Raw genomic sequence first — 19,492 nt, forward strand, 5'->3', positions numbered from 1 at the left:
GCCTTCAGCACCGCACGATCAGCGCACAAGGTCGGCCTACATCTTCGGCGCAATCTGCCCGAAGCTCGGCAAGGCGGCGGCGCTGGTCATGCCATGGGGCGACACCTCCGCCATGACCCAGCATCTGGCCGAAATCGCCCGACACGTCGATGCCGACGCGCACGCTATCCTCATCATGGATCAGGCAGGCTGGCACATGTCCAACAATCTCGTCGTGCCCGAAAACATCACCATTCTGCCACTCCCGCCGAAATCGCCGGAGCTGAACCCGGTCGAAAACCTCTGGCATTTCATGCGCGACAACTGGTTATCAAACCGCGTGTTCAAATCATACGACGACATCGTCGATCATTGCTGCGATGCCTGGCGGCGGCTCGAAAGCCAGCCATGGCGCGTCATGTCGATCGGACGCAGAGAATGGGCCAATGGGTTTTGATCAGTGAGGGACCGTATAAGCTTGCCCTTCTTGTGTGCCTTCGGCGGTGCTGCGGCCTGGGCCGTCATGGAGTGGTTCATCGCGGGACTGTCCGATTTGCCGGGATTGACGACGACACCGGCAGGCCATGATCGACGCTGCCGGTGCTGTTGAGTGTGCCGGCTTAGAACTTGGCGAGCCAGGCCTTCTGTGTGTTTGCAGCGGCATCCTTGGCACTTTGGCCGCCATCGAACATCTTCTGCACCTCGACGTTCATGTTGCGCATCAGTTCCTCGGCGACCGGCAGGCCAACGAATTCGTTGGCCGGGTAGCCACTCTGGTAGATCTTGAAGGCTTCCGCGAAGATCGGATCGGAGGTCACGAAATCGGGCTTGGCATGAACGTTGCCCGGGAAGGCGTTGGCGATGGAGACAAGCCGCCCGTTGATCTCAGGGCTCATCAGGAATTCCACGAGCTTCCAGGCTTCTTCCTTGTGGGCGCTGCCTTCGCTGATGCCGATGCCCCAGGATGCATAGGGCATGCCGCGCTTGCCGGTATAGCCGTCGGCGGCGGGCAGGGCGGATATGCCGAAGTTCAGCTTCGGATTGCGCTCGCGGATCAGGTTCACATGGGCGAGCGTATCGACCATCATGCCGACGCGGCCGTTGACGAACTCCTCGACTTTGTCCTGTTCCTTCTTGGCAAAGATGCCGGGCGAAATCACACCGTCCTTGTTCAGCTGCTCGATGTATTCCAGCGTGCCGACGACAGCCTCGTTTTCGAGGTCCGGCTTGCCGTCCTTCATCATCGAGGCGCCGGACGACCAGACCCAGGACATGACGTCGTTCTGAATGCCGCTCGGCGACTGCAGCGAAAGCGGCAGAACCCAGCCGTACTGGTTCTTCGCGGCGTCCGTCATCTTCTTGGCGGCTTCGGCGAATTCGCTACGGGTCGAGGGCATCGTTTCGACGCCCGATGCCTTGGCGATATCCAGATTGACGAAGACGGGATAGACAAAGGACGCCAGCGGGAACATGACGCTCTTGCCATCGACCTTGACGATGTCGGCGATCTGGCTCTTGTCGTAGTTGGCCTTCTCCATCAGTTCGTCCATCGATGCGATGGCGCCCTGCTTCGAGAGGCCGTTGACCCATGCCCCGTCAAGGCCGACAACATCGCTGAGCGTGCCGGAGGCCGCGCCGACGACGATCTGGTCACGGGTCGTGGCATAGGGGCCGCTGACGAGCGTCACCTTGATGCCGGGATTCTTGGCCTCGAAATCATCCATGATGCCGCGCAGCGCGCCGGCGGGCATTTCCGGTTCCCACCACTGGATGAACTCGATGGTGGTGTCGGCAAAGGCCGACGTGGCGCAGAGGGCCCAGACCGCTGCGGCGGTCTTCAGAGTGTGGCTGAGTTTTTTGAAATCCATATCTGCCTCCCATTGGACTTTCAGGTGAGCGATCCTCTCCCAAGATCGTGACATGAGTAGCTGCCGGAACGATCCGACTGTCAACTGGGACGATTGCAAGTTGAATGATTTTATTGTCGAATGTCACATCAAGTATTTGATTTAAAGTAATAACAAAAAATTTGCGCGCGTGAATTTTTTGGTGAGGTTTCTGTTGCTTGTGATGTGTTTTTTCTTTACTTTCGTAAACAAACGAAAGTTCGTCGCTGCATCCCCATTCCCAGTGCTGGCAGCCCTTTCAGCCTGCGATGTGAGATTGTAGAGTGTCGCCCCCGCGATGAGGATTGGAATGGCTAAAAAGACTTACAGATCCATGGACGACTTTGCCGCCGCCTGCGGCGTGTCGCGGCCGACATTGTCGAAATATTTTGACGATCCGACACAGGTCAAGGAGGTGACGCGCAAGCGTATCGAGGCGGCGCTGAAGAAATCGAACTTCGAGCCGAACCTCTTCGCCAGGCATCTGAACCGCAAGCGGACGAAGAACATCGGCATCCTCGTTCCGAGCATGTCCGACCCGTTCTACGTGCAGGTGGTTTCGCTGATCGAGCTGGAGCTGCGCGCCAAGGGGTTCTGGCCCGTGCAGCTTTCTTCGCATACCCGGCCCGAACTCGAGGAGGAAGCGGTCCGCACGCTCCTTTCGCTCAAGGTTGCGGGGGCGATCGTGGCCCCGCTGGGCACGGGCTCCCGGCGTTCGGCACTTGGGCGCCTCACCGATGCGATTCCGGTCGTCTGTTTCGACAGCCCCTCGGCCTTCGATCTTCCCTTTGTGGGTAACGACAACACTCAGAGCATTGCGGCGATCGTGCAGTATCTGTGTCGCTCCGGCGAACCGCCGATTTTCCTCGACGTGCCGCATATGATGGCCAATACCAACGAGCGGACGGACAGCTACCGCGTCACGATGCAGCGCGAAGGCCACGAACCGCTCGTGATCGCGTGCGAATCGCTCCCCTCGTGGGAGTTCGAGCGACTTGGCTACGAGCAGGTGGAGCGAATGCTGGCAAGAGGCGGCCTGCCGGGAAAGACGCTGTTGTGCGCCAACGATCGCTTCGCCTTTGGCGCCATGGCGGCCGCCTTCGCCTCGGGGCTGAAGATCGGGCGGGCGGATGGGTGCGATATCCGCATTGCCGGCCACGACGACCATCCGCTCAGTCGGTACACATGCCCTTCGCTGACGACGATGGCTCAGAACGCATCCGAAATCGCGGCCAGGGCCGTCGAGCTTCTGCTGAAAAGCATCGAGGACGAGGAGGCCGACCGCAAGGTGGCACCGTCCCGCGTGATCCTCGAGGCGACCCTCGTCATGCGCGAGTCCGCCTGAGGCTCCCGCTCTACGTCCTGACGCGAGGGTCCAGGCTGCGCCAAGCCGCGAGGATCGTGTCGAGCGCTTCACGGGCCTCGGGAATGGCACGGCCCATCGAGAGAAAGCCGTGGATCTGTCCCGGCCAGGTGTGGCACCGGACGTCTGCTTCCGCTTCCAGGCGTTCCGCATAGGCGCGCCCTTCATCAAAGAGAACGTCGTGGCCGGCAAGGATGACGACGGCCGCTGCGGTGCCCTTCAGCGAGGATGCATGGAGCGGTGAGGCGCGCCAGTCCAGGCGGCTGGTTTCGTCCGGCAGATAGTGATCGCGAAACCAGTGCATGGCCTGCGTGGTGAGGCCGAAATCGGTTGCATAGCGGCGATAACTGCCGGAGGTTTGCTGCTGATCCGTTACGGGATAGATCAGCACCTGGCCGAGGATGGCTGGAGCTTGGCCGTCCCTGGCAAGGAGGGCGATGACCGCGGCGAGGTTGCCGCCGGCACTGTCGCCTGCGACGAGGATGCGGTTCGCATTGATGCCAAGAGCGGTAGCCTGCTCCTCCATCCAGGCGAGGGTGGCGGCGCAATCCTCGATGGCTGCCGGGAAGGGATGCTCCGGTGCGAGCCGGTAGTCTGGAGCGACAACAACGGCGCCGGCGTCGTTGGCGAGAGTGCGGCAGATATCCTCATGGGTTTCCGGCGCGCCGATCACCCAGCCGCCGCCATGCAGATAGAGCAGGGCGGGGGCATCGCAAGGCGCTGCGCCAAGGCCACGCCAGACCTTGATACGGATGCCCTGAATGTCGAGCTCTTCCACGCTTTCGACTGGCTCCAGCGGCCATTGTTTGCTGGCAAAACCGTCGAGATACTGTCTGCGGGCCTCTGCTGGTGTGCATTCTTCGACGGGCTTTTCCGGTTCGCCCGGCCAGGCGAGGGCCCGTTCGGCGGATGGGTCGAGCTTGGTCATGCGAGCAGGCTCCGCGCTTCGTCCTCGTGTAGCGCTTTCGGCTGCTCCGTCTTGTCGGCCACAATCTGTGCTGCGCCGATTTCGCCGGCCCGCAGGATCGCCTCCATGATTTCGAGGACGTGCAGCGCCAGGCTCCCGGAGGCGCGAGGCTTGCGCCCCTCAGTTATCGAACGGGCAAGATCCGCAAGGCCCAGCATGCGGTAATTGGCGCGGTCCGGCGCGGTGATCGGCCAGTTGACGGCCCCGAACAGGGCGTTGGCCGTATCCGTTTCCTCCCAGGGTGCGCCCTGTCGTGACACGGCGATCACCCCACCGAAATTGTCCGGATCGGGCAGGCGCAGCGAGCCCTGGGTGCCGTGCAGCTCGATCGGATGGTTGGAGTGGCGGAAAACATCCCAGGAGGTGCCGAAGGTGATGGTCGCACCGCAGGCAAATTCCAGCAGTGAGAGCACGCTGGTCGGTGTGCCGACCTTGAAAGTCGTGCCCTTCTTGGGGCCGTCGGCTGTGATGAGGCGCTCTTCCTGCCCGCTGGTTGCGATTGCCTGGACGCGGCGCACCGGCCCCAGTAGGTTGACCATCATGGTGAGGTAGTACGGGCCCATGTCCATGAGCGGGCCTGCGCCAGGCTGGTAGTAGAAGCTCGGATCCGGATGCCAATGCTCCATGCCGCGCCCCATCATGAAGGCGGTGCCGGTGACGGGCTTGCCGATGATGCCTGCTTCCATCAGGCGGCGTGCATGCCGCCCGGCAGCTCCAAGGAAGGTGTCCGGTGCTGAACCGATGACAAGCCCCTGGGTATCTGCGGTATCGACCAGTCGGCGACCTTCATCGGCCGTCACGCCCAGCGGCTTTTCGGTAAAGACATGCTTGCCCGCGGAGAGTGCGCGCATTGAAATGTCGAAATGCGCTGCGGGGATGGTCAGGTTGAGGATCAGGTCGATGTCGCTGGCTTCAAGAAGCGTGTCGACGTCGGTGACGCGCAGCCCGAATTCCTCGGCACGGTGTTGGGCGGCCTGGCTGTTGAGGTCTGCGCATGCGACGATCTCGACATCGCGAAAAAGCGGGGCGTTGCGCATGTAGGTGAGCGAGATGTTGCCGCAGCCGACAACACCGATCCTGAGTTTCTTGTCGCTCTTCTGTGTCATCTTGTAAGCCTTATCTATCTGTCATCGTTGATAAAATCTTCGTCTTTCCGTGCCACATTAAGCACTTAAAGAACAAATTAAGTTGACGCACGGTAACATTTTATCTTACGTAATGACAAGATGCCTGGGAGGCGTCACCAGTCGCCTTCATCGGGGATTTTCACGGTCGCTTCTGCATGCGGATTCGTGGTTGTCCGCCTGGAGCTGAGATTGCCTCCGTGTGTCGATGTGACGATCAACCGACAGCTCGGGACTTAGCCTATGAAGACTGCAGAACTGCAAATCGGCTGCCAGACATTTACCTGGGAGATGCTGGGGAAAGCCTGGGCCGGCGGCCCTGACGATCTGGTTCGGGCCATTGCGGCCGGCGGCTATTCGGGGATCGAGATCACCGACACCATGATCGGCGGCTATGCCGGCAAGCCTGATGCCTTCGCCCGCACACTCGCGGATGCCGGGCTGCGCCTCGTTTCTTTTGCCTTCGGTTCGTCCAGCGGCTTTACGCTGCCGGATGGGATCGCGTCCGACCTCGAAGCGGCGCGGCGCTGGGTGGATTTTGCAGCGCATTTCCCTGGTGCTCTCGTTTCCATGGGCTCGGCAACGGTGGTGTCCGAGGGTGCACGCGCGGATAAATTCTCGGTTGCAGCCGAGTGCTACAACCGCGCAAGCGAGATCGGCAGATCCGCAGGGGTGGCCGTCGCGGTTCATCCGTCCTCGCATCACAACACGCTGCTGTTTACCCGGGAGGACTATGATGCGCTCTTCGCGCTTCTCGATCCGCAGGTGGGTTGGGTGCCGGATACGGGCCATATCCTGCGTGGCGGACAGGTCATGGGTGACACGCTTGCGGCGTTCCACCCGCGCATCCGCTATGTGCACCTTAAGGACGTTGATGCCGAGGGCGACTGGGCCATGCTGGGGGCGGGCGTGTGCGATGTGCCGGCGGTGATCGAAGCCGTTCGTGCCGCGCCCCTCTTCAATGGCTGGATCGTCGTCGAGGAAGAGTCCACCGTGGCGGGCGAAGACCCTGCTTCCGCAGTCCGCATCAACCGTCAGACGTTGCGCAAACTCGGATACTAGCCGCAGGCCCGCGCCGGGCGATGCCGCTTCGGCTGCAGGCACCCCGGCCGTGAACGCTTTCAGGCGTAGCGGACTTCGACGCCGAGCTTTTCCAGGCGGTGCCGGATACCGTGCGGCATGTTGCTGTCGGTGATGATGAGATCGACGCGCGAGAGGGAGAATGCCTTCGAGGACGCACCGATGTCCCATTTGCTGGAATCGGCGACCAGAACGACGCGGCGCGCCATGCGCACAAGATTGCGTTTGGTCCGGGCGATGTCCTCGGAGACATCGACCACGTCGAAGGACGAGTCGATCGCGTGCGCGCTGACGAAGGCCTGATGCGCGACGAGGCCGCCGAGAGCCTTGTCGGAATCGGAAACGATCGTGCTGACCGTGCTCGGAAACACGCGGCCGCCGATCATGTGAACATCAAGGCCTGGGCGATACATGAGGTGCTGGGCGATGTTCATGGCGGTGGTCGCCACAACGACATTCTTTACTGGCGGCATCTGCATGGCGAGTTGGAGCAGCGTAGAGCCGCTGTCGAAGACGATCGATTGATTGTCGATGATCTGGCGCGCGGCCATCTGGGCGATGCGTCTCTTGGCGTCGAAGTTGCGCTGCATGCGCTCCTCGAAGGCAGCTGCCGGTGAATCCGCGGGCAGGGCTATGGCGCCGCCGTGGGTTTTGATGAGCAGCTTCTTCCCGTCCATAATGTCGAGGTCGGAGCGGATCGTCACTTCTGAAACATCGAACAGGTCCGCGAGCTGGCGCGTGCGAGCCTGACCAATCCGCTGAAGTTCGATCAGGATCTGCTGGCGTCTTTGTTCTGCAAGCATAGGGCTTCGCTGCCTACTCACCGGGTTTCGAATTTCGAAAGGAATTTCTCATCCTTCGCTGTAAAGCGTCGCGCACCTCGTGCCCCATTGAGGATAGCACGGGAAGAAATCGTATGAGAAGCGTTAAATGAAAGGAATCGAAAGATTGAATGTTCTTTTTCTTTCGAGTTAGGGTCAGGCCAGAAAACACGGAGGAGTTTTTCATGGGTCTCGGTACCAAAATTCGACTGTCACGCCTCTTCTCGAACGCTTCGGGCAATCTTTTTGGCGGCGCGGTTGACCACTTCGTTGGCTACGGCAATGTGCGTGAAGGTGGCCTAGCAGACCTGCCAGGCGCATTGAGCCGGGTCATGGCCGGCGGGCCTGACTATGTCAGCATCCAGCCTGGTGCCGCGCGGCATCTTTGGTCCGACTATGCGGGCAAGGCGGCTCTTGTCATCCAGGCCGGCTGCTTCACGGCCGACGACCGGATCCGCCAGCTCATCGCCACCCCGGAAGATGCTGTGCGTTACGGAGCGGATGCGCTGGCCGTTGCCATTCCCGTGCGCGGCAACACGGAAGGCGAATACATTCGCTGGTTGACCGATACGGTGAACGCTGCCGCGCGCTTTGAGATGCCGGTCATTGCCCATGTCTATCCACGCGATTTTTCCGATGGCGGCAAGATCGTTTTCACGCCGGATGAAATCGCCTACGCGGTCCGGATCGGCTACGAAACGGGCGTCGATGTGGTCAAGGTTGGCTACACCGGCGATTTCGATTCCTTCCGTGAGACCGTCGCCACCTGCCCGATCCCGATCGTTATTGCCGGCGGCCCGAAGACGGAAACGCTGCTCGGCGCGCTGCAGCAGACTTCGGATGCCCTGCGCGCTGGCGCGCGGGGTGCGGTCGTGGGGCGCAACCTCTGGGGACACGGCGATACGACAAAGGCCGCCCGTGCCTTCAAACTGGTCATTCACGATGGCTTGGCGCCGGAAGAGGCGCTCGCTGCGGCCGGCGCGTGAACCATGGCCCGCGCCTTTGACGTCATCGGCTTTGGCGCCCTGGCGGTCGACGACATCGTTTATGTCGACCGTCCCCTTTCTGCCGGCAAGGGAAAGGTGACGAAACGTGTCCGCGACCATGGCGGCAATGTCGCCACTGCGCTCGTCGCCGTCGCCCGCCTCGGGGGGCGGGCTGCTTTCGTCGGATGGCTGGGCGAACCCGCGCAGGATATTGGCGGGCGCGAACTGGAGCGCGAGGGCGTCGACACCGCTTGCGCGCCTCGCCATGCCGATGCGGCTCCCATCCGGTCCATCATCACCGTCGGGCCGGATGGTGATCGCTTCATCGCCTATGATGACGATGTGTTGCACGGCACGGCACCAGATTTGCCGGACGTCGTGTTCAGCAAGGCACCGGTTCTCCTCATCGATGGCTACGCCATCCATTCGGAGGCCGCTGTCGTGCGGGCGCACGCGCTTGGCCTTTCCATCGTCGCCGATATCGAGTGGACCGCCGGCTCTGCAAGCGACCGAATCCTGTCGCTTGCCGATCATCTCGTGCTGCCGATCGCCTTTGCCAGGTCCCATCTGGAACAGGATGATCCGCGGGCACTCCTGGAGGCGCTTTGGTCGCCGGATCGAGCGGCGGTGGTTCTCACCGATGGCGACCGTGGCAGCTATGTCCGGCAGCGGGGCGATCCGGTCTCTTGGCACCTCCCGGCCTATATGGTCCGGGCCGTGGATACGACCGGCGCAGGAGATTGTTTCCATGGCGCCTACGCGCTGGCGCTGGCCGAGGGCGGCCGCCCACTTGATTGCGCGGCTTTTGCGGCCGCCGCAGCGGCCATATCGGTGACGGCGCATGGCGGTCGCCTGGGGCTGCCGGATAGGGCCGCATGTCTATCCTGGATGGCCGGGGCACACGCGCCCGTCCCTGTTCCCCTACGCAGTTAGACCCCTCCCGTCCTCAACGTGATATCCCAGCCGCCGGTGCGCTGAAGCGCGCCGGCATATGCATGATGCTGCGCGCTCGGCATCAAGTGCATGCCTTAGATAAAAAATTACGCGCGTTAAAAAATAAAATATCACGCATATCATTTTTTGAATTAAAAAACATGTTTGTTATCAATGTGATGAGCTTGTTTCTTATTCTTGTCGTGGCTTTCAGGTGTATTTTTTCACCTTGACTTTGTTGGTCACTCCTGAGCCTTCTGTCGAAAATCGATAGCAGCGGTGGAGGCTGCCGGTCGGTGTTCGGGACAGTGCAGGGAGGATGCGACGTGGCTGAGGTTGTGCTGGACAGGATCTGCAAGACCTATGGAAACAACTATCATGCGATCAAGGATTTGAGCCTGACGATCCACGATGGTGAGTTTCTGATCCTCGTGGGGCCATCGGGTTGCGGAAAATCGACGGCCCTGCGGATGATCGCCGGCCTTGAGGAAATCACGAGCGGCACGCTGAGCATCGGTGACCAGGACGTGGCAGACCTGCCGCCGAAAGACCGCGACATTGCCATGGTGTTCCAGAGCTACGCTCTCTATCCGCACATGACCGTTTTCGACAACATCGCCTTTTCGATGAAGCTGGCGGGGAAGAGCAAGGCGGAGCGCGCCAAACGGGTAAACGAGATCGCCAAAATCCTGCAGCTCGAAACGCTGCTGCAGAACAAGCCGGCGCAGCTCTCCGGCGGTCAACGCCAGCGCGTGGCGATGGGTCGGGCGATGGTGCGCGAACCTGCGGCCTTCCTGATGGATGAGCCCCTGTCCAATCTCGATGCAAAGCTGCGTGTCCAGATGCGCGCCGAGATCGCCAGCCTGCAGCGCCAGCTGGGCGTGACGACCATCTATGTCACCCACGACCAGACGGAGGCGATGACCATGGGCGACCGCGTCGCGGTGTTGAAGAGTGGCGTGTTGCAGCAGGTGGATACGCCAAGGGCACTCTATCACAAGCCGGTCAACGCGTTCGTTGCGGGGTTCATCGGCTCGCCTTCAATGAACCTGTTCGAGGGGCGCCTGGAAGGTGGATCGATCCGGCTCCCGGGCTTTTCGATCCCGTTGCCGGCAAGTGTCCGCGAGCGTGTTCCCGGTCTTGCGGCTTTCGACGGCAAGCCTGTCGTTTTTGGAATCCGTCCTGAAGATCTCCATGACAGCCGCCTGCCGTCGGGCGCGGCCTATCCGACCATCCCGGCATTGGTCAGAACGACCGAGGAGCTTGGTTCCGAGCTGATCGTGCACCTGAAAGTCGAGGCGGCCCGTGTCGATTCCGGTGATCCGGATGCCGTCGAGGATCTGAGCGGCGCGGCCAACACGGTGGCACGGTTTGCGGCCACCAGCATGGTCAAGGCCGGAGAGCAGATCGATCTCGCTATCGACCCGGCAAAGCTGCACTTCTTCGATGTGCAGACCCATGCGGCTCTCTAGGTGCCAGATCCGGGCTTGGCTGCCGTGATCTCCGGGACACCAGGCTCGACGTCCGCGGCGAACGATGAAACTTGAAGGGGGCAGCAATGCCAGCAAAACAGGAACGGCGCCTTCGCGTGGGCGTACTCGGCGCGGGGCAGATCGCCCAGGCCGCCCACTTCGAAAGCTGCACCAAGGCGGCCAACGCCGATCTCTATGCGATCTGCGATGTCGCCGATGATCTTCGCGAGCGCATGGCGATCACCCACGGCGCTGAGAAGACCTACAACGACTATGATGCGATGCTTGCGGATCCGGATCTCGATGCCGTGATCATCGCGACCGCCGATGCATTCCACGTTCCGGCGTCGCTGCGTGCGCTCGAAGCCGGCAAGCATGTGCTCTGCGAGAAGCCGGTCGGTGTGACGGTCGAGGAATGCCTCACGCTCAAGGCGGCCGTCGAAAAATACGGCAGGGTGTTTCAGGTCGGGCACATGAAGCGTTTCGATGCCGGCCTGCAGGCGGCAAAGTCCTTCATTGCCGATGAGATGGGCGAGATGGTTGCGCTCAAGGCCTGGTACTGCGACAGCACCCACCGCTATCCGATGACCGATGCCGTGCAGCCGCTGATCGTCACCAGCGCCAATGCGAAGAGGCCTTCGGCCAACCCGAAGGCCGACTTGCGCCGCTACTACATGCTGGCACACGGCTGCCATCTGATCGACACAGCGCGCTATTTCGCCGGCGACATCGTTTCGGTCCAGGCGCGGCTTTCCGAGCGGGCAGGCATCTGGTGCTGGTTCGTGGATGTGGAATTCGCTTCCGGCACGCTTGGCCACCTTGATCTGACGGTCCAGGTCCGCATGGACTGGCATGAGGGCTTCCAGATCTATGGCAGGAACGGGAGCGTCCTCGGCAAAACCTATAACCCCTGGTACTACAAGACGAGCGAGGTCGACATCTTCCGCGAGGCTGACGGCGCAACCCATCGCGTCCTTGGTGCGGATGGCCATTTCTATCGTCGTCAGGTCGAAGGTTTTGCCCGCACCATCCTCGATGGCTCTCCGATGGAAGGTGCCGATATCGATGACGGTCTTGCCTCCGTCCGCGCCATGGTCGCCATCGCCCGCTCAGTCGAAAGCGGCAGGGCGGTCAGGCTCTCCGATGTGACGGGTGGTGTCTGATGAAACTTGGGATCTTTGCCAAGACGTTTGAAGGCGCGCAGCCCAGGGCGGTGCTCGATGCGGCAGCTGCGGCCGGCTTTGCCTCGGCGCAATACAACATGGCCTGCTCGGGTCTCGCCTCCATGCCGGATTCGATCGATGAGGGAGAGGCGGGTGCGGTCGCCGCTGCGGCGAAAGACGCCGGCATCGAAATCGCCGCCGTCTCCGGCACCTACAACATGATCCATCCAGACCGGGTCGTACGTGAGGCGGGCCACCGCCGGCTTGCCGTGCTGGCGGCGTGCAGCCGTGCGATGTCCACGCGCCTGATCACGCTCTGCACCGGCACGCGCGATCCGCTCGACCAATGGAAGGCACACCCGGACAACGACACACCGGAAGCCTGGCGGAACCTGGTGGAGGCCATGGAAACGGCAATCGATATCGCCGACCGCCATGACATCGATCTCGGCATCGAGCCGGAACTGGCCAATGTGATCAATTCGGCGGAAAAGGCCCGCCGGCTGATCGACGAGATGCAGAGCCCGCGCCTCAAGATCGTGCTCGATCCCGCCAATCTCTTCGAACGAGCAGCGCTCGATGCGCAGCGCGCGACCATCTCAGCCGCCATCGATCTTCTCGCCGACCGCATCGTCATGGCCCATGCCAAGGACAGGAACGCGGACGGCAGCTTTGCGACGGCCGGCAAGGGTGTGCTCGACTATACGCACTATCTCGATGGACTGAAGGCGATTGGTTTTGCCGGCGGCCTGATCACCCACGGGCTAACCGCGGCCGAAGCCGAGGGTGTTGCCCGTTTCCTGTCGGAAAAGCTCTCCGGGGCGCGGCGATGAGTGCTGCATTCGAGGCAAGCGATGGCACGCGGCTGAATGTCGATACGGCAGGAGAGGGCATACCGGTCGTCTTCCTGCACGGTCTCTGCGGCGATTCGGGCCAGACCGCGGAGGTGTTTCCGACTGATACCGGATTTCGCCGCATCACCATCGAGGCCCGCGGCCATGGCCGCTCGCAAGCCGGAGCCTTCGGCAAGCTTTCGATCTCGACCTTCGCAGATGATGTCGCCGACTATATCGAGTCCGCCCTGGAGGCGCCGGTTGTCGTCAGCGGCATCTCTATGGGAGCTGCGATTTCTCTTCGCCTTGCGGTGCGACGGCCGGAACTCGTCCGTGCGCTTGTCCTTGCCCGACCTGCCTGGCGAACGGCCGCGGCGCCGGAGAACATGGCGCCGAATGCCGAAGTTGGCCATCTGCTCGCGCATTTACCGTCCCCGGCCGCAAAAGCTGCTTTCTTGGCAGGATCGACCGGCCGGCGTCTTGCCGCTGAAGCGCCGGACAACCTGGCCTCCCTCACCGGTTTCTTCTCGCGCGAACCTGTGGAGGTCACCGGCGCGCTTCTGACCGCCATTGCGAAGGACGGCCCAGGCGTGACGGAGGCAGATCTTGGCGGCATTGCCGCGCCGACCCTCGTCATCGGTCATGAACGGGATCTCATTCATCCCATTGCCTATGCGCGTGCGCTGGCGGAACAAATCCGCACGGCACGCTTCATTCAAATCACGCCAAAGGCGGAGGACAAGGTGCAGTACGTCGCCGATTTCCGCCGTGCCATGGCTGTCTTCCTGAAGGATCTCTGACGTATGAACATCACCGCCAGAAACTGGATCGCCGACCTTCCCAAGGATCGTCTGATTGCCGAATTCTCCGTCTGGTCAGCCGATCTTATGCGGCTGGCCGATGATCTCGCCCGCGTCGAGCCCCATGTCGATATCCTGCACATCGACGTCGCCGACGGCCATTTTGCGCCGGCGATGCTGTTCTTTCCCGATCTGGTGGCGGGTGTTCGCAAGGTTTCCGGGCGGCCGATCCACGTTCATCTCATGGTCTCCGACGACATCCTCCTCTCGCAGATCGAGCAATTCGCCGATGCAGGCAGTGATCTCATCAGCCTTCACGTCGAAAACGAACGTGTCGCAGACGCAGCCCTCGACCTGCTTGAACGCCGCGGCATCGCTGCCGGTATGGTGCTGCGGGTGGAAACTCCCGTCGAGCGCATCCGCCGCTACGCTGCTCGGCTGCAGTTCATCACACTGCTTGGAACTGCAATCGGTGTGAAAGGGCAGGGCCTTGATGAGCGTGCGGGCGCACGCCTGCAGGAGGCAAAAGGCATCATCGCCGCGTGCGGGGCGGAGCATCGCATCGTGCTTGCGGCCGATGGCGGTATCCGAGAGCACACCGTGCCGATTTTGCGTGGGGCAGGTGCGCAGACGGTCGTACTCGGTTCGCTTGCCTTTAATGCGCCTTCGCTCGAGGAGCGCATGGCGTGGCTTCATTCCCTCTGAAGGTGCATCCGACCATGCATGAGATCGCCATCGGCATCGATCTTGGAGGCACGCAGGTTCGCGCCGCGCTCGTCGGCGCGCGGGGAGAGGTCATCGCGCGCGCCGAGGAGCGGACGGATGCAATGGCCGGGCCGGATCGTGTACTTGACCAGATCGGAGCGCTTGCCGATGGTCTGACCGCTGATGTGGGGACCGCCAGGGTGGTTGGCATCGGTATCTCGACGCCGGGGCCGATCGACACGATCTCGGGCATAGCGCGGGATATCCCGACGCTTGCCGGATTTGCCGATTTTCCTCTGAAGGCTGAGTTGCAGAAGCGGTTCGGCGTTCGCGTCAGCCTCGAAAACGACGGCATTGCCGCCGCCATTGGTGAATGGCAGTTCGGCGCAGGCAGGGGGCTGGAAAACCTTGTCTATGTTACGGTCAGCACGGGCCTTGGCGGCGGCGTGATTGCTGATGGGCGCGTGCTGCGCGGCCGCAAGGGGATGGCAGGGCATATCGGTCACATGTCCGTCATGCCGGATGGCGCGCTCTGCCTTTGCGGCAACCGGGGATGCTTCGAGGCCTACGGATCCGGTACGGCCTTCACGCGGCGCGCGCGGGACCGGGCTTTTGCGTGCACGGAAACCCGTTTGGGGGCTGAGGGCGCCGCCATCGACAGTCGCGCCGTGTTCGCCGCCGCCAGATCCGGGGACGCCCTGGCAAATACATTGATCGACGAGGAGGCGGAAATCCTCGGCCGGGGTTTCACGAGCCTCCTGCACATCTTCAGCCCTGATGTCATCATCATGGGCGGCGGTCTCTCGCACGAATTCGAGCGTTTGCATCCCGGCATCCAGCGCTACATCGCCGAATGGGCTATGCCCGCCTTCAAGGATGTGCGCGTGGTGTGCGCTGCCCTCGGCCAGAATTCCGGGCTTATCGGCGCGGCCGCCCTGGCATTCCTTGCGGCAGACATGCAAAACGACAGGCAACTCTCTTCTTCACAAGCGGCCAAGTCCTTCCCCATGTGATGGCGGAGGGGAGTGGGGGTCGAACCCACCCGGGACAGGCTCGCTGCCCCAACCGGATTTGAAGTCCGGCCGTCCCACCGGAGACGATTCCCTTCCTGAAGCCGTGCCTGCAAGGGCAAAGCGGCTTTGCCGGACCGACGGATTGCAGAACCTAGAGATCGAACAGGTCGCTGCGATGAGGATTTATGCGGCGCAAGTCGCCTTTGCGCAAGGTCAGGCCGAGACGGTCGAAGAAGTCGAGGATCTCGATGGCGACCTTGCGGCCGTTATGAACCCTGTCGCGAAAGGCGGGCGCGGTGAACCAGCCGTCCTCAGCCTGTGCGGCGACACCATGCACGATCGCTGCCATCTCCTTTACAACCTCACGGGCGAAGAAATGGTCATGGGCAATCTGGTCTGTCCGTCCAAGCTTCTGCGTGAGTTTCAACATGCGCCGCACCGCACGCTCGTCCATGCCGAAGCTTTCTGCGAAATCGCGTACACGCGGCGGCCGGAAGCGGCCTTCACCCAACAGATGCGGTTTGACACGGTCCCAGAGACCTTCATCTGCGGCTGAGAGCCGCGCCGCGTGCCCGGGCAGGCGCAGGAACGCGCCATCGAGAACCACGCAACCCGCCGCTGCCTCCGTTTTCAGAAAGGTGAGGAACGTGTCCTTGGGCAGGCGGAGAGGAAGGGCGAGGCGCAATCTCTCGCGGCCGATCCCGGCGAGGTCGGGATTGTCCGCATGGAACGCCGCCAGATGTTCGACAAGATCGGCCTGCAGGCGGCCGAGGGCTTTCGAGGAAAGGGCAAAGGCTCCGACCGTTTCGGCGTTCGCGGCGTCGAGGATGCCGGGCTGGGCGCTTTCCGCAAGGCCGCGGTCGCGGAGAAAGACGGCAAGATCGACCGGAGCTATGGCGGCGAGCCCGGAAAGAGCCACGGCAGGTTCGGTGCTGCGGGCGGCGGAGAGGCAAGCCAATCGCTCCGGCGTGCCGCGCTTGCGGGCCGGTGGGCGGAGGTCGAGGAATCGGCCGCCGCCGATCGTGCGGCTGGCGGAGGTGTCGCGCAGGATGAATCGGTCGCCGATGGCTGCCGCGACTGGGCGATCGAGAACCAGTTGCACAAAGCCCTCGCCGCCGGGCGAAACCGGGCCGTCGAGCGGCACGACCCGCGCGCCGACCTCCGCTGCGTGGCTGTGCAGCCGGGCTGGAAACCATGTTCCGATGGCCTTGGTCTCCGATGCCAGCACGCAAAGCACTGCATCGATCCGGTCCGAGGGTGCATGAAGAGGCGGGGAAAGCACGATGTCACCACGTCGGAGAGCATCCTTTGTCACCCGATCACCGGCAAGGTTCAGTGCGCAGCGCTGGCCGGCAAGCCCTTCGGTAGCCTTGCGGTTCTGCGCGTGGATGCCGCGCACGCGGGCCGTCAGGCCGGAGGGGCTGACGGTAACGACGTCGTCCAGTCTCACCTGCCCGGACAGCATCATCCCCGTGACCACTGTTCCTGCGCCTGGCAGTGTGAAACTTCGATCGACGGAAAAACGCAGAAGGCCGGCGTGGTCGCGTGCCGTGCTTTCCGATTCGGCTTCGGCGAGCGCGCTGCGCAGGGCTGGGATGCCTTCGCCGCTCTGCGCGGAAACCGGGATGATCGGGGCTGTGCCAAGTCCGGTGCCCGCAAGGGTCGTGCGGATCCTCGCCGTCACCTCGGTTCGGCGCTGCGGGTCAACAAGGTCGATCTTGGTGAGGGCAACGACACCCCTGGTTATCCCGAGCAGGTCGAGGACCGCGAGATGCTCGCACGTCTGTGGCATGATGCCGTCGTTTGCGGCGACGACCAACAGTGCGAAGTCGATACCACCGGCGCCGGCAAGCATGGTGTGGAGCAAGCGTTCATGGCCGGGAACGTCAACGAAGCCGGTAATCGTGCCGCCGCCGAGATCGGCATACGCAAAGCCGAGGTCGATGGTGATGCCACGGGCTTTCTCCTCGGCAAGGCGATCGGGGTCCGTGCCGGTCAGCGCCTTGATGAGCGCGGTCTTGCCATGGTCGATATGCCCTGCCGTCCCGACAATCATAGGGCTGCAAGCGCCTCCAGCAGATCGTCGTCGCGCTCAAGGCAGCGCAGATCGAGGATCAGCGCACCGTCGCGGATATGGCCGATGATAGGGGTAGGGAGGACGCGCAACCGGGCGGAAAGACGGTCGGGCGCATCGCCACCGGCACCCGTCAGCCGGAGACCGGCGCTTGCGATCGTGTCGACCGGCAGGGCACCGGACCCGACCTGGCTTCTGCAGGAACAGTGGGTCGCGGAAAAACCGTACGGGGCAAGCAGCGTAGCGACCGCAGGCGCGAGGCGGTTGGCCTGCGCTGCAATCTCAGCCTCCGGGCGGGCGAGGAAGCGAAGGGTCGGCAGGCGCTCGCCGAGGCGGTCGGGGTCGCGGTAGAGTTTCAGCGTTGCCTCAAGTGCGGCGATACGGATTTTGTCCAGCCGTACGGCGCGCTTCAACGGGTTGCGGTTGATCGCGGCGACGAGATCGCGCCTGCCGACAATGAAGCCGGCCTGCGGCCCCCCGAGCAGCTTGTCGCCGGAGAAGGTGACGAGGTCTGCACCCTCGGCGACTGCTTCTGCGACCGTCGGCTCGCGCCGCAGACCGAACGCAGAGAGGTCGACGAGCGAGCCCGAGCCAAGGTCGTTCAGCAGCGGCACGCCAGCCTTTCCGGCAATGCCCGCCAGTTTCGGTGCGGGCACTTCGGCCGTGAAGCCCTCAATACGGTAGTTTGAGGTGTGGACCTTCAGGATGATGCCGGTTTCAGGGCGGATCGCCTCTTCGTAGTCGCGCGGGTGGGTGCGGTTGGTGGTGCCGATCTCGACCAGTCGGGCTCCGGCGCGGGCCATAATGTCGGGCATGCGGAAGGCGCCGCCGATCTCGATCAGCTCGCCGCGTGAAACGATGGCCTCGCGCCCGGCTGCGAAGGTGTTGAGCGTGATCAGCACCGCGGCGGCATTGTTGTTGACGATAGTGGCGTCTTCCGCGCCGGAAAGCTCCCTGAGAAGTCCGCGCAGATGATCATCACGCTGTCCGCGCCCACCGCCGGTAAGGTCGAACTCCAGCGCCAGCGGGTGGGCCATGGCAGTCGTCGCAGCCCGGATCGCGTCATCGGCGAGGATTGCGCGGCCGAGATTGGTGTGCAGCACCGTGCCCGTGAGGTTCAGCACCGGGCGCAGGGTGGAGCGCGCTGCAGCCACGAGATCCCCGGCGACCCGACCCGGCAGATCGGCAGCAAGGGTCGCGCCATCCGCGCCGCCGCGGATCTTCTCCCTGGCGATTTCAAGCCGCGCGCGGATCGCGGTGACAACGGCAAGCCGACCGTACGCTTCGGCCAGTGCCAGTCCCTCTGTCGACGTGAGTATCTGGTCTACGGAGGGAAGCGCGCGAAATCCCTGCATCAATAGCCTGCCAGATAGGGGTTGAAGCCGCCGCGGCGGAAATCGGTCTCCTTCATCAGGATATCGAGGCCCAGACTGCCGACATCATCGGCAACGGGATCGAGGCTGGGGTTCTTCGTCGTATAGAAGATCTTGATCCAGGAATGGCATTCCTTGCAGGTCTCGGCCTTCACCGTGGCCTCCGTGGTCTCGACCGAACGATAGCTGATCCCCTTTGTCGAACCGCAGCAAAGGCATTTCACCCTGACTTCATTCCAGCAGGTGGCGCAGCAGGCGCAGGCGGCGTAGCGCACATTCTCGATGCCCTGTGTACCCATGACCGATGTGGTGGCGGGGCGTCCGCCGCAGGCGGGACAGAGACCGGTTCCGACAGGGACCAGTGCGCCGGCATCAAGCGTAGCGGCGAGCCTTGCCAGGTGAACCTGCACCGCAGCGGCGGCGAAGAGATGCGGAGCGGCGCTGTCGTCAGGAATCCGGTCCGACAGGATGTTTGACAGGAGCCAGATGCGGTCCGCCGGCTCGGCTGCGCGCACGGCATCAAGCGCCAGGCGGGCGGGGTCGGGCATGGAGAGCCCGGCGGCCCCTTCGACAAAGGCGTCCAGCGTGACCCCGAGGGCGGGATCGGCGGAGATCCTCAGCCGGTCGATGGGTGGCATGGCGCTGCGGGAGGCCTCGGTGATGCGCATCGGCGCGATGGCGGTCACCGGCGGCAGTGTTGCGGCAAGCCGGGCCTGCAGACGCGAGAGTTCGGCGAGGAACGCAAGGTAAGGCGCCAAAGGATTGCTTTCAGCGAGGAAGGCGAAGCGGCGAGCGCGTGTCTGGAAGAGCTTCACCGGCTCGGGCAGGAAGGCGAGCGGAGGTTTGGGCACGCCGCCGATGAGCGTGGGATCGGGCTCTAGGTTCTGCGCCATGAAGCCTCCGGCGATGCTTTGTCTTGG

The 19,492-nt window shown here is 62.9% G+C and carries 18 protein-coding genes and 1 tRNA gene; 11 read left to right on the forward strand and 8 right to left on the reverse strand.

Annotated features, from left to right (window positions below):
* Window positions 1-436, forward strand: a 436-nt coding sequence (locus AKG11_RS25475) for an IS630 family transposase (protein ID WP_050745962.1), incomplete at its 5' end; no start/stop codon positions are given.
* Between the two features lie 163 nt (window positions 437-599).
* On the opposite strand, the gene AKG11_RS25480 is transcribed toward AKG11_RS25475, so the two are convergent.
* Window positions 600-1,847: an ABC transporter substrate-binding protein gene (locus AKG11_RS25480; protein WP_023517359.1), complete on the reverse strand. Its 1,248-nt coding sequence runs from the start codon at window positions 1,845-1,847 to the stop codon at window positions 600-602.
* Window positions 1,848-2,175: 328 nt separating this feature from the next.
* Here AKG11_RS25480 and AKG11_RS25485 point away from each other — a divergent pair, with 328 nt between their 5' ends.
* The gene (locus AKG11_RS25485) at window positions 2,176-3,210 is read left to right on the forward strand and encodes a LacI family DNA-binding transcriptional regulator (protein WP_024269898.1); all 1,035 of its coding nucleotides are present in this window, start codon (window positions 2,176-2,178) and stop codon (window positions 3,208-3,210) included.
* A 10-nt stretch (window positions 3,211-3,220) separates the two neighbouring features.
* On the opposite strand, the gene AKG11_RS25490 is transcribed toward AKG11_RS25485, so the two are convergent.
* Together AKG11_RS25490 and AKG11_RS25495 are read right to left on the reverse strand one after the other, a co-directional pair.
* Window positions 3,221-4,156, reverse strand: coding sequence for an alpha/beta hydrolase (locus tag AKG11_RS25490; protein WP_023511987.1), 936 nt, complete (start codon window positions 4,154-4,156; stop codon window positions 3,221-3,223).
* Window positions 4,153-5,301: a Gfo/Idh/MocA family protein gene (locus AKG11_RS25495; RefSeq protein ID WP_024269899.1), complete on the reverse strand. Its 1,149-nt coding sequence runs from the start codon at window positions 5,299-5,301 to the stop codon at window positions 4,153-4,155. The genes AKG11_RS25490 and AKG11_RS25495 overlap by 4 nt, the downstream gene beginning before the upstream one ends.
* A gap of 261 nt (window positions 5,302-5,562) precedes the next feature.
* On the opposite strand from AKG11_RS25495, the gene AKG11_RS25500 reads away from it, so the two are divergent.
* Window positions 5,563-6,381, forward strand: a complete 819-nt coding sequence (locus tag AKG11_RS25500) for a sugar phosphate isomerase/epimerase family protein (protein ID WP_023515645.1) — start codon at window positions 5,563-5,565, stop codon at window positions 6,379-6,381.
* A 59-nt stretch (window positions 6,382-6,440) separates the two neighbouring features.
* On the opposite strand, the gene AKG11_RS25505 is transcribed toward AKG11_RS25500, so the two are convergent.
* The gene (locus tag AKG11_RS25505; protein WP_024269900.1) at window positions 6,441-7,202 is read right to left on the reverse strand and encodes a DeoR/GlpR family DNA-binding transcription regulator; all 762 of its coding nucleotides are present in this window, start codon (window positions 7,200-7,202) and stop codon (window positions 6,441-6,443) included.
* A 203-nt stretch (window positions 7,203-7,405) separates the two neighbouring features.
* Here AKG11_RS25505 and AKG11_RS25510 point away from each other — a divergent pair, with 203 nt between their 5' ends.
* The 8 genes from AKG11_RS25510 to AKG11_RS25545 all read left to right on the forward strand — a co-directional run bounded on the left by AKG11_RS25510 (window position 7,406) and on the right by AKG11_RS25545 (window position 15,125).
* A complete protein-coding gene (locus tag AKG11_RS25510; protein ID WP_023514338.1) occupies window positions 7,406-8,206 on the forward strand; it encodes a beta/alpha barrel domain-containing protein in 801 nt (266 codons plus the stop codon).
* Window positions 8,207-8,209: 3 nt separating this feature from the next.
* Window positions 8,210-9,139, forward strand: a complete 930-nt coding sequence (locus tag AKG11_RS25515) for a PfkB family carbohydrate kinase (RefSeq protein WP_023514339.1) — start codon at window positions 8,210-8,212, stop codon at window positions 9,137-9,139.
* 326 nt (window positions 9,140-9,465) lie between these two features.
* On the forward strand, window positions 9,466-10,611 hold the full coding sequence (locus AKG11_RS25520; protein WP_037404728.1) for an ABC transporter ATP-binding protein: 1,146 nt from the start codon (window positions 9,466-9,468) through the stop codon (window positions 10,609-10,611).
* Between the two features lie 86 nt (window positions 10,612-10,697).
* Complete coding sequence (locus tag AKG11_RS25525; RefSeq protein WP_023512740.1) at window positions 10,698-11,774, forward strand: Gfo/Idh/MocA family protein; 1,077 nt, start codon at window positions 10,698-10,700, stop codon at window positions 11,772-11,774.
* Window positions 11,774-12,607: a sugar phosphate isomerase/epimerase family protein gene (locus AKG11_RS25530; protein ID WP_050745963.1), complete on the forward strand. Its 834-nt coding sequence runs from the start codon at window positions 11,774-11,776 to the stop codon at window positions 12,605-12,607. Before AKG11_RS25525 ends, AKG11_RS25530 begins: the two co-directional genes overlap by 1 nt.
* Window positions 12,604-13,407: an alpha/beta fold hydrolase gene (locus AKG11_RS25535; protein ID WP_023512738.1), complete on the forward strand. Its 804-nt coding sequence runs from the start codon at window positions 12,604-12,606 to the stop codon at window positions 13,405-13,407. Before AKG11_RS25530 ends, AKG11_RS25535 begins: the two co-directional genes overlap by 4 nt.
* Before the next feature lie 3 nt (window positions 13,408-13,410).
* Entirely contained in the window at window positions 13,411-14,112 is a 702-nt protein-coding gene (locus AKG11_RS25540; protein WP_023512737.1) for a ribulose-phosphate 3-epimerase, read from the forward strand.
* A 14-nt stretch (window positions 14,113-14,126) separates the two neighbouring features.
* The gene (locus tag AKG11_RS25545) at window positions 14,127-15,125 is read left to right on the forward strand and encodes an ROK family protein (RefSeq protein ID WP_050746047.1); all 999 of its coding nucleotides are present in this window, start codon (window positions 14,127-14,129) and stop codon (window positions 15,123-15,125) included.
* On the opposite strand, the gene AKG11_RS34700 is transcribed toward AKG11_RS25545, so the two are convergent.
* From AKG11_RS34700 to fdhE, 4 genes are all read right to left on the reverse strand, one after another.
* Window positions 15,126-15,221: transfer RNA gene (locus AKG11_RS34700), tRNA-Sec, on the reverse strand.
* Between the two features lie 55 nt (window positions 15,222-15,276).
* Window positions 15,277-17,181, reverse strand: a complete 1,905-nt coding sequence (selB, locus tag AKG11_RS25550; RefSeq protein ID WP_023512735.1) for a selenocysteine-specific translation elongation factor — start codon at window positions 17,179-17,181, stop codon at window positions 15,277-15,279.
* Window positions 17,178-18,554 carry an L-seryl-tRNA(Sec) selenium transferase gene (gene selA, locus AKG11_RS25555; protein ID WP_023512734.1) on the reverse strand — a complete coding sequence of 459 codons (1,377 nt, stop codon included), beginning with the start codon at window positions 18,552-18,554 and terminating at the stop codon, window positions 17,178-17,180. Before selA ends, selB begins: the two co-directional genes overlap by 4 nt.
* Window positions 18,554-19,465: a formate dehydrogenase accessory protein FdhE gene (fdhE, locus tag AKG11_RS25560; RefSeq protein WP_023512733.1), complete on the reverse strand. Its 912-nt coding sequence runs from the start codon at window positions 19,463-19,465 to the stop codon at window positions 18,554-18,556. Before fdhE ends, selA begins: the two co-directional genes overlap by 1 nt.
* Window positions 19,466-19,492: the final 27 nt, after the last annotated feature.

The organism is Shinella sp. SUS2, assembly GCF_001262505.1.
Taxonomy (GTDB): Bacteria; Pseudomonadota; Alphaproteobacteria; order Rhizobiales; family Rhizobiaceae; genus Shinella.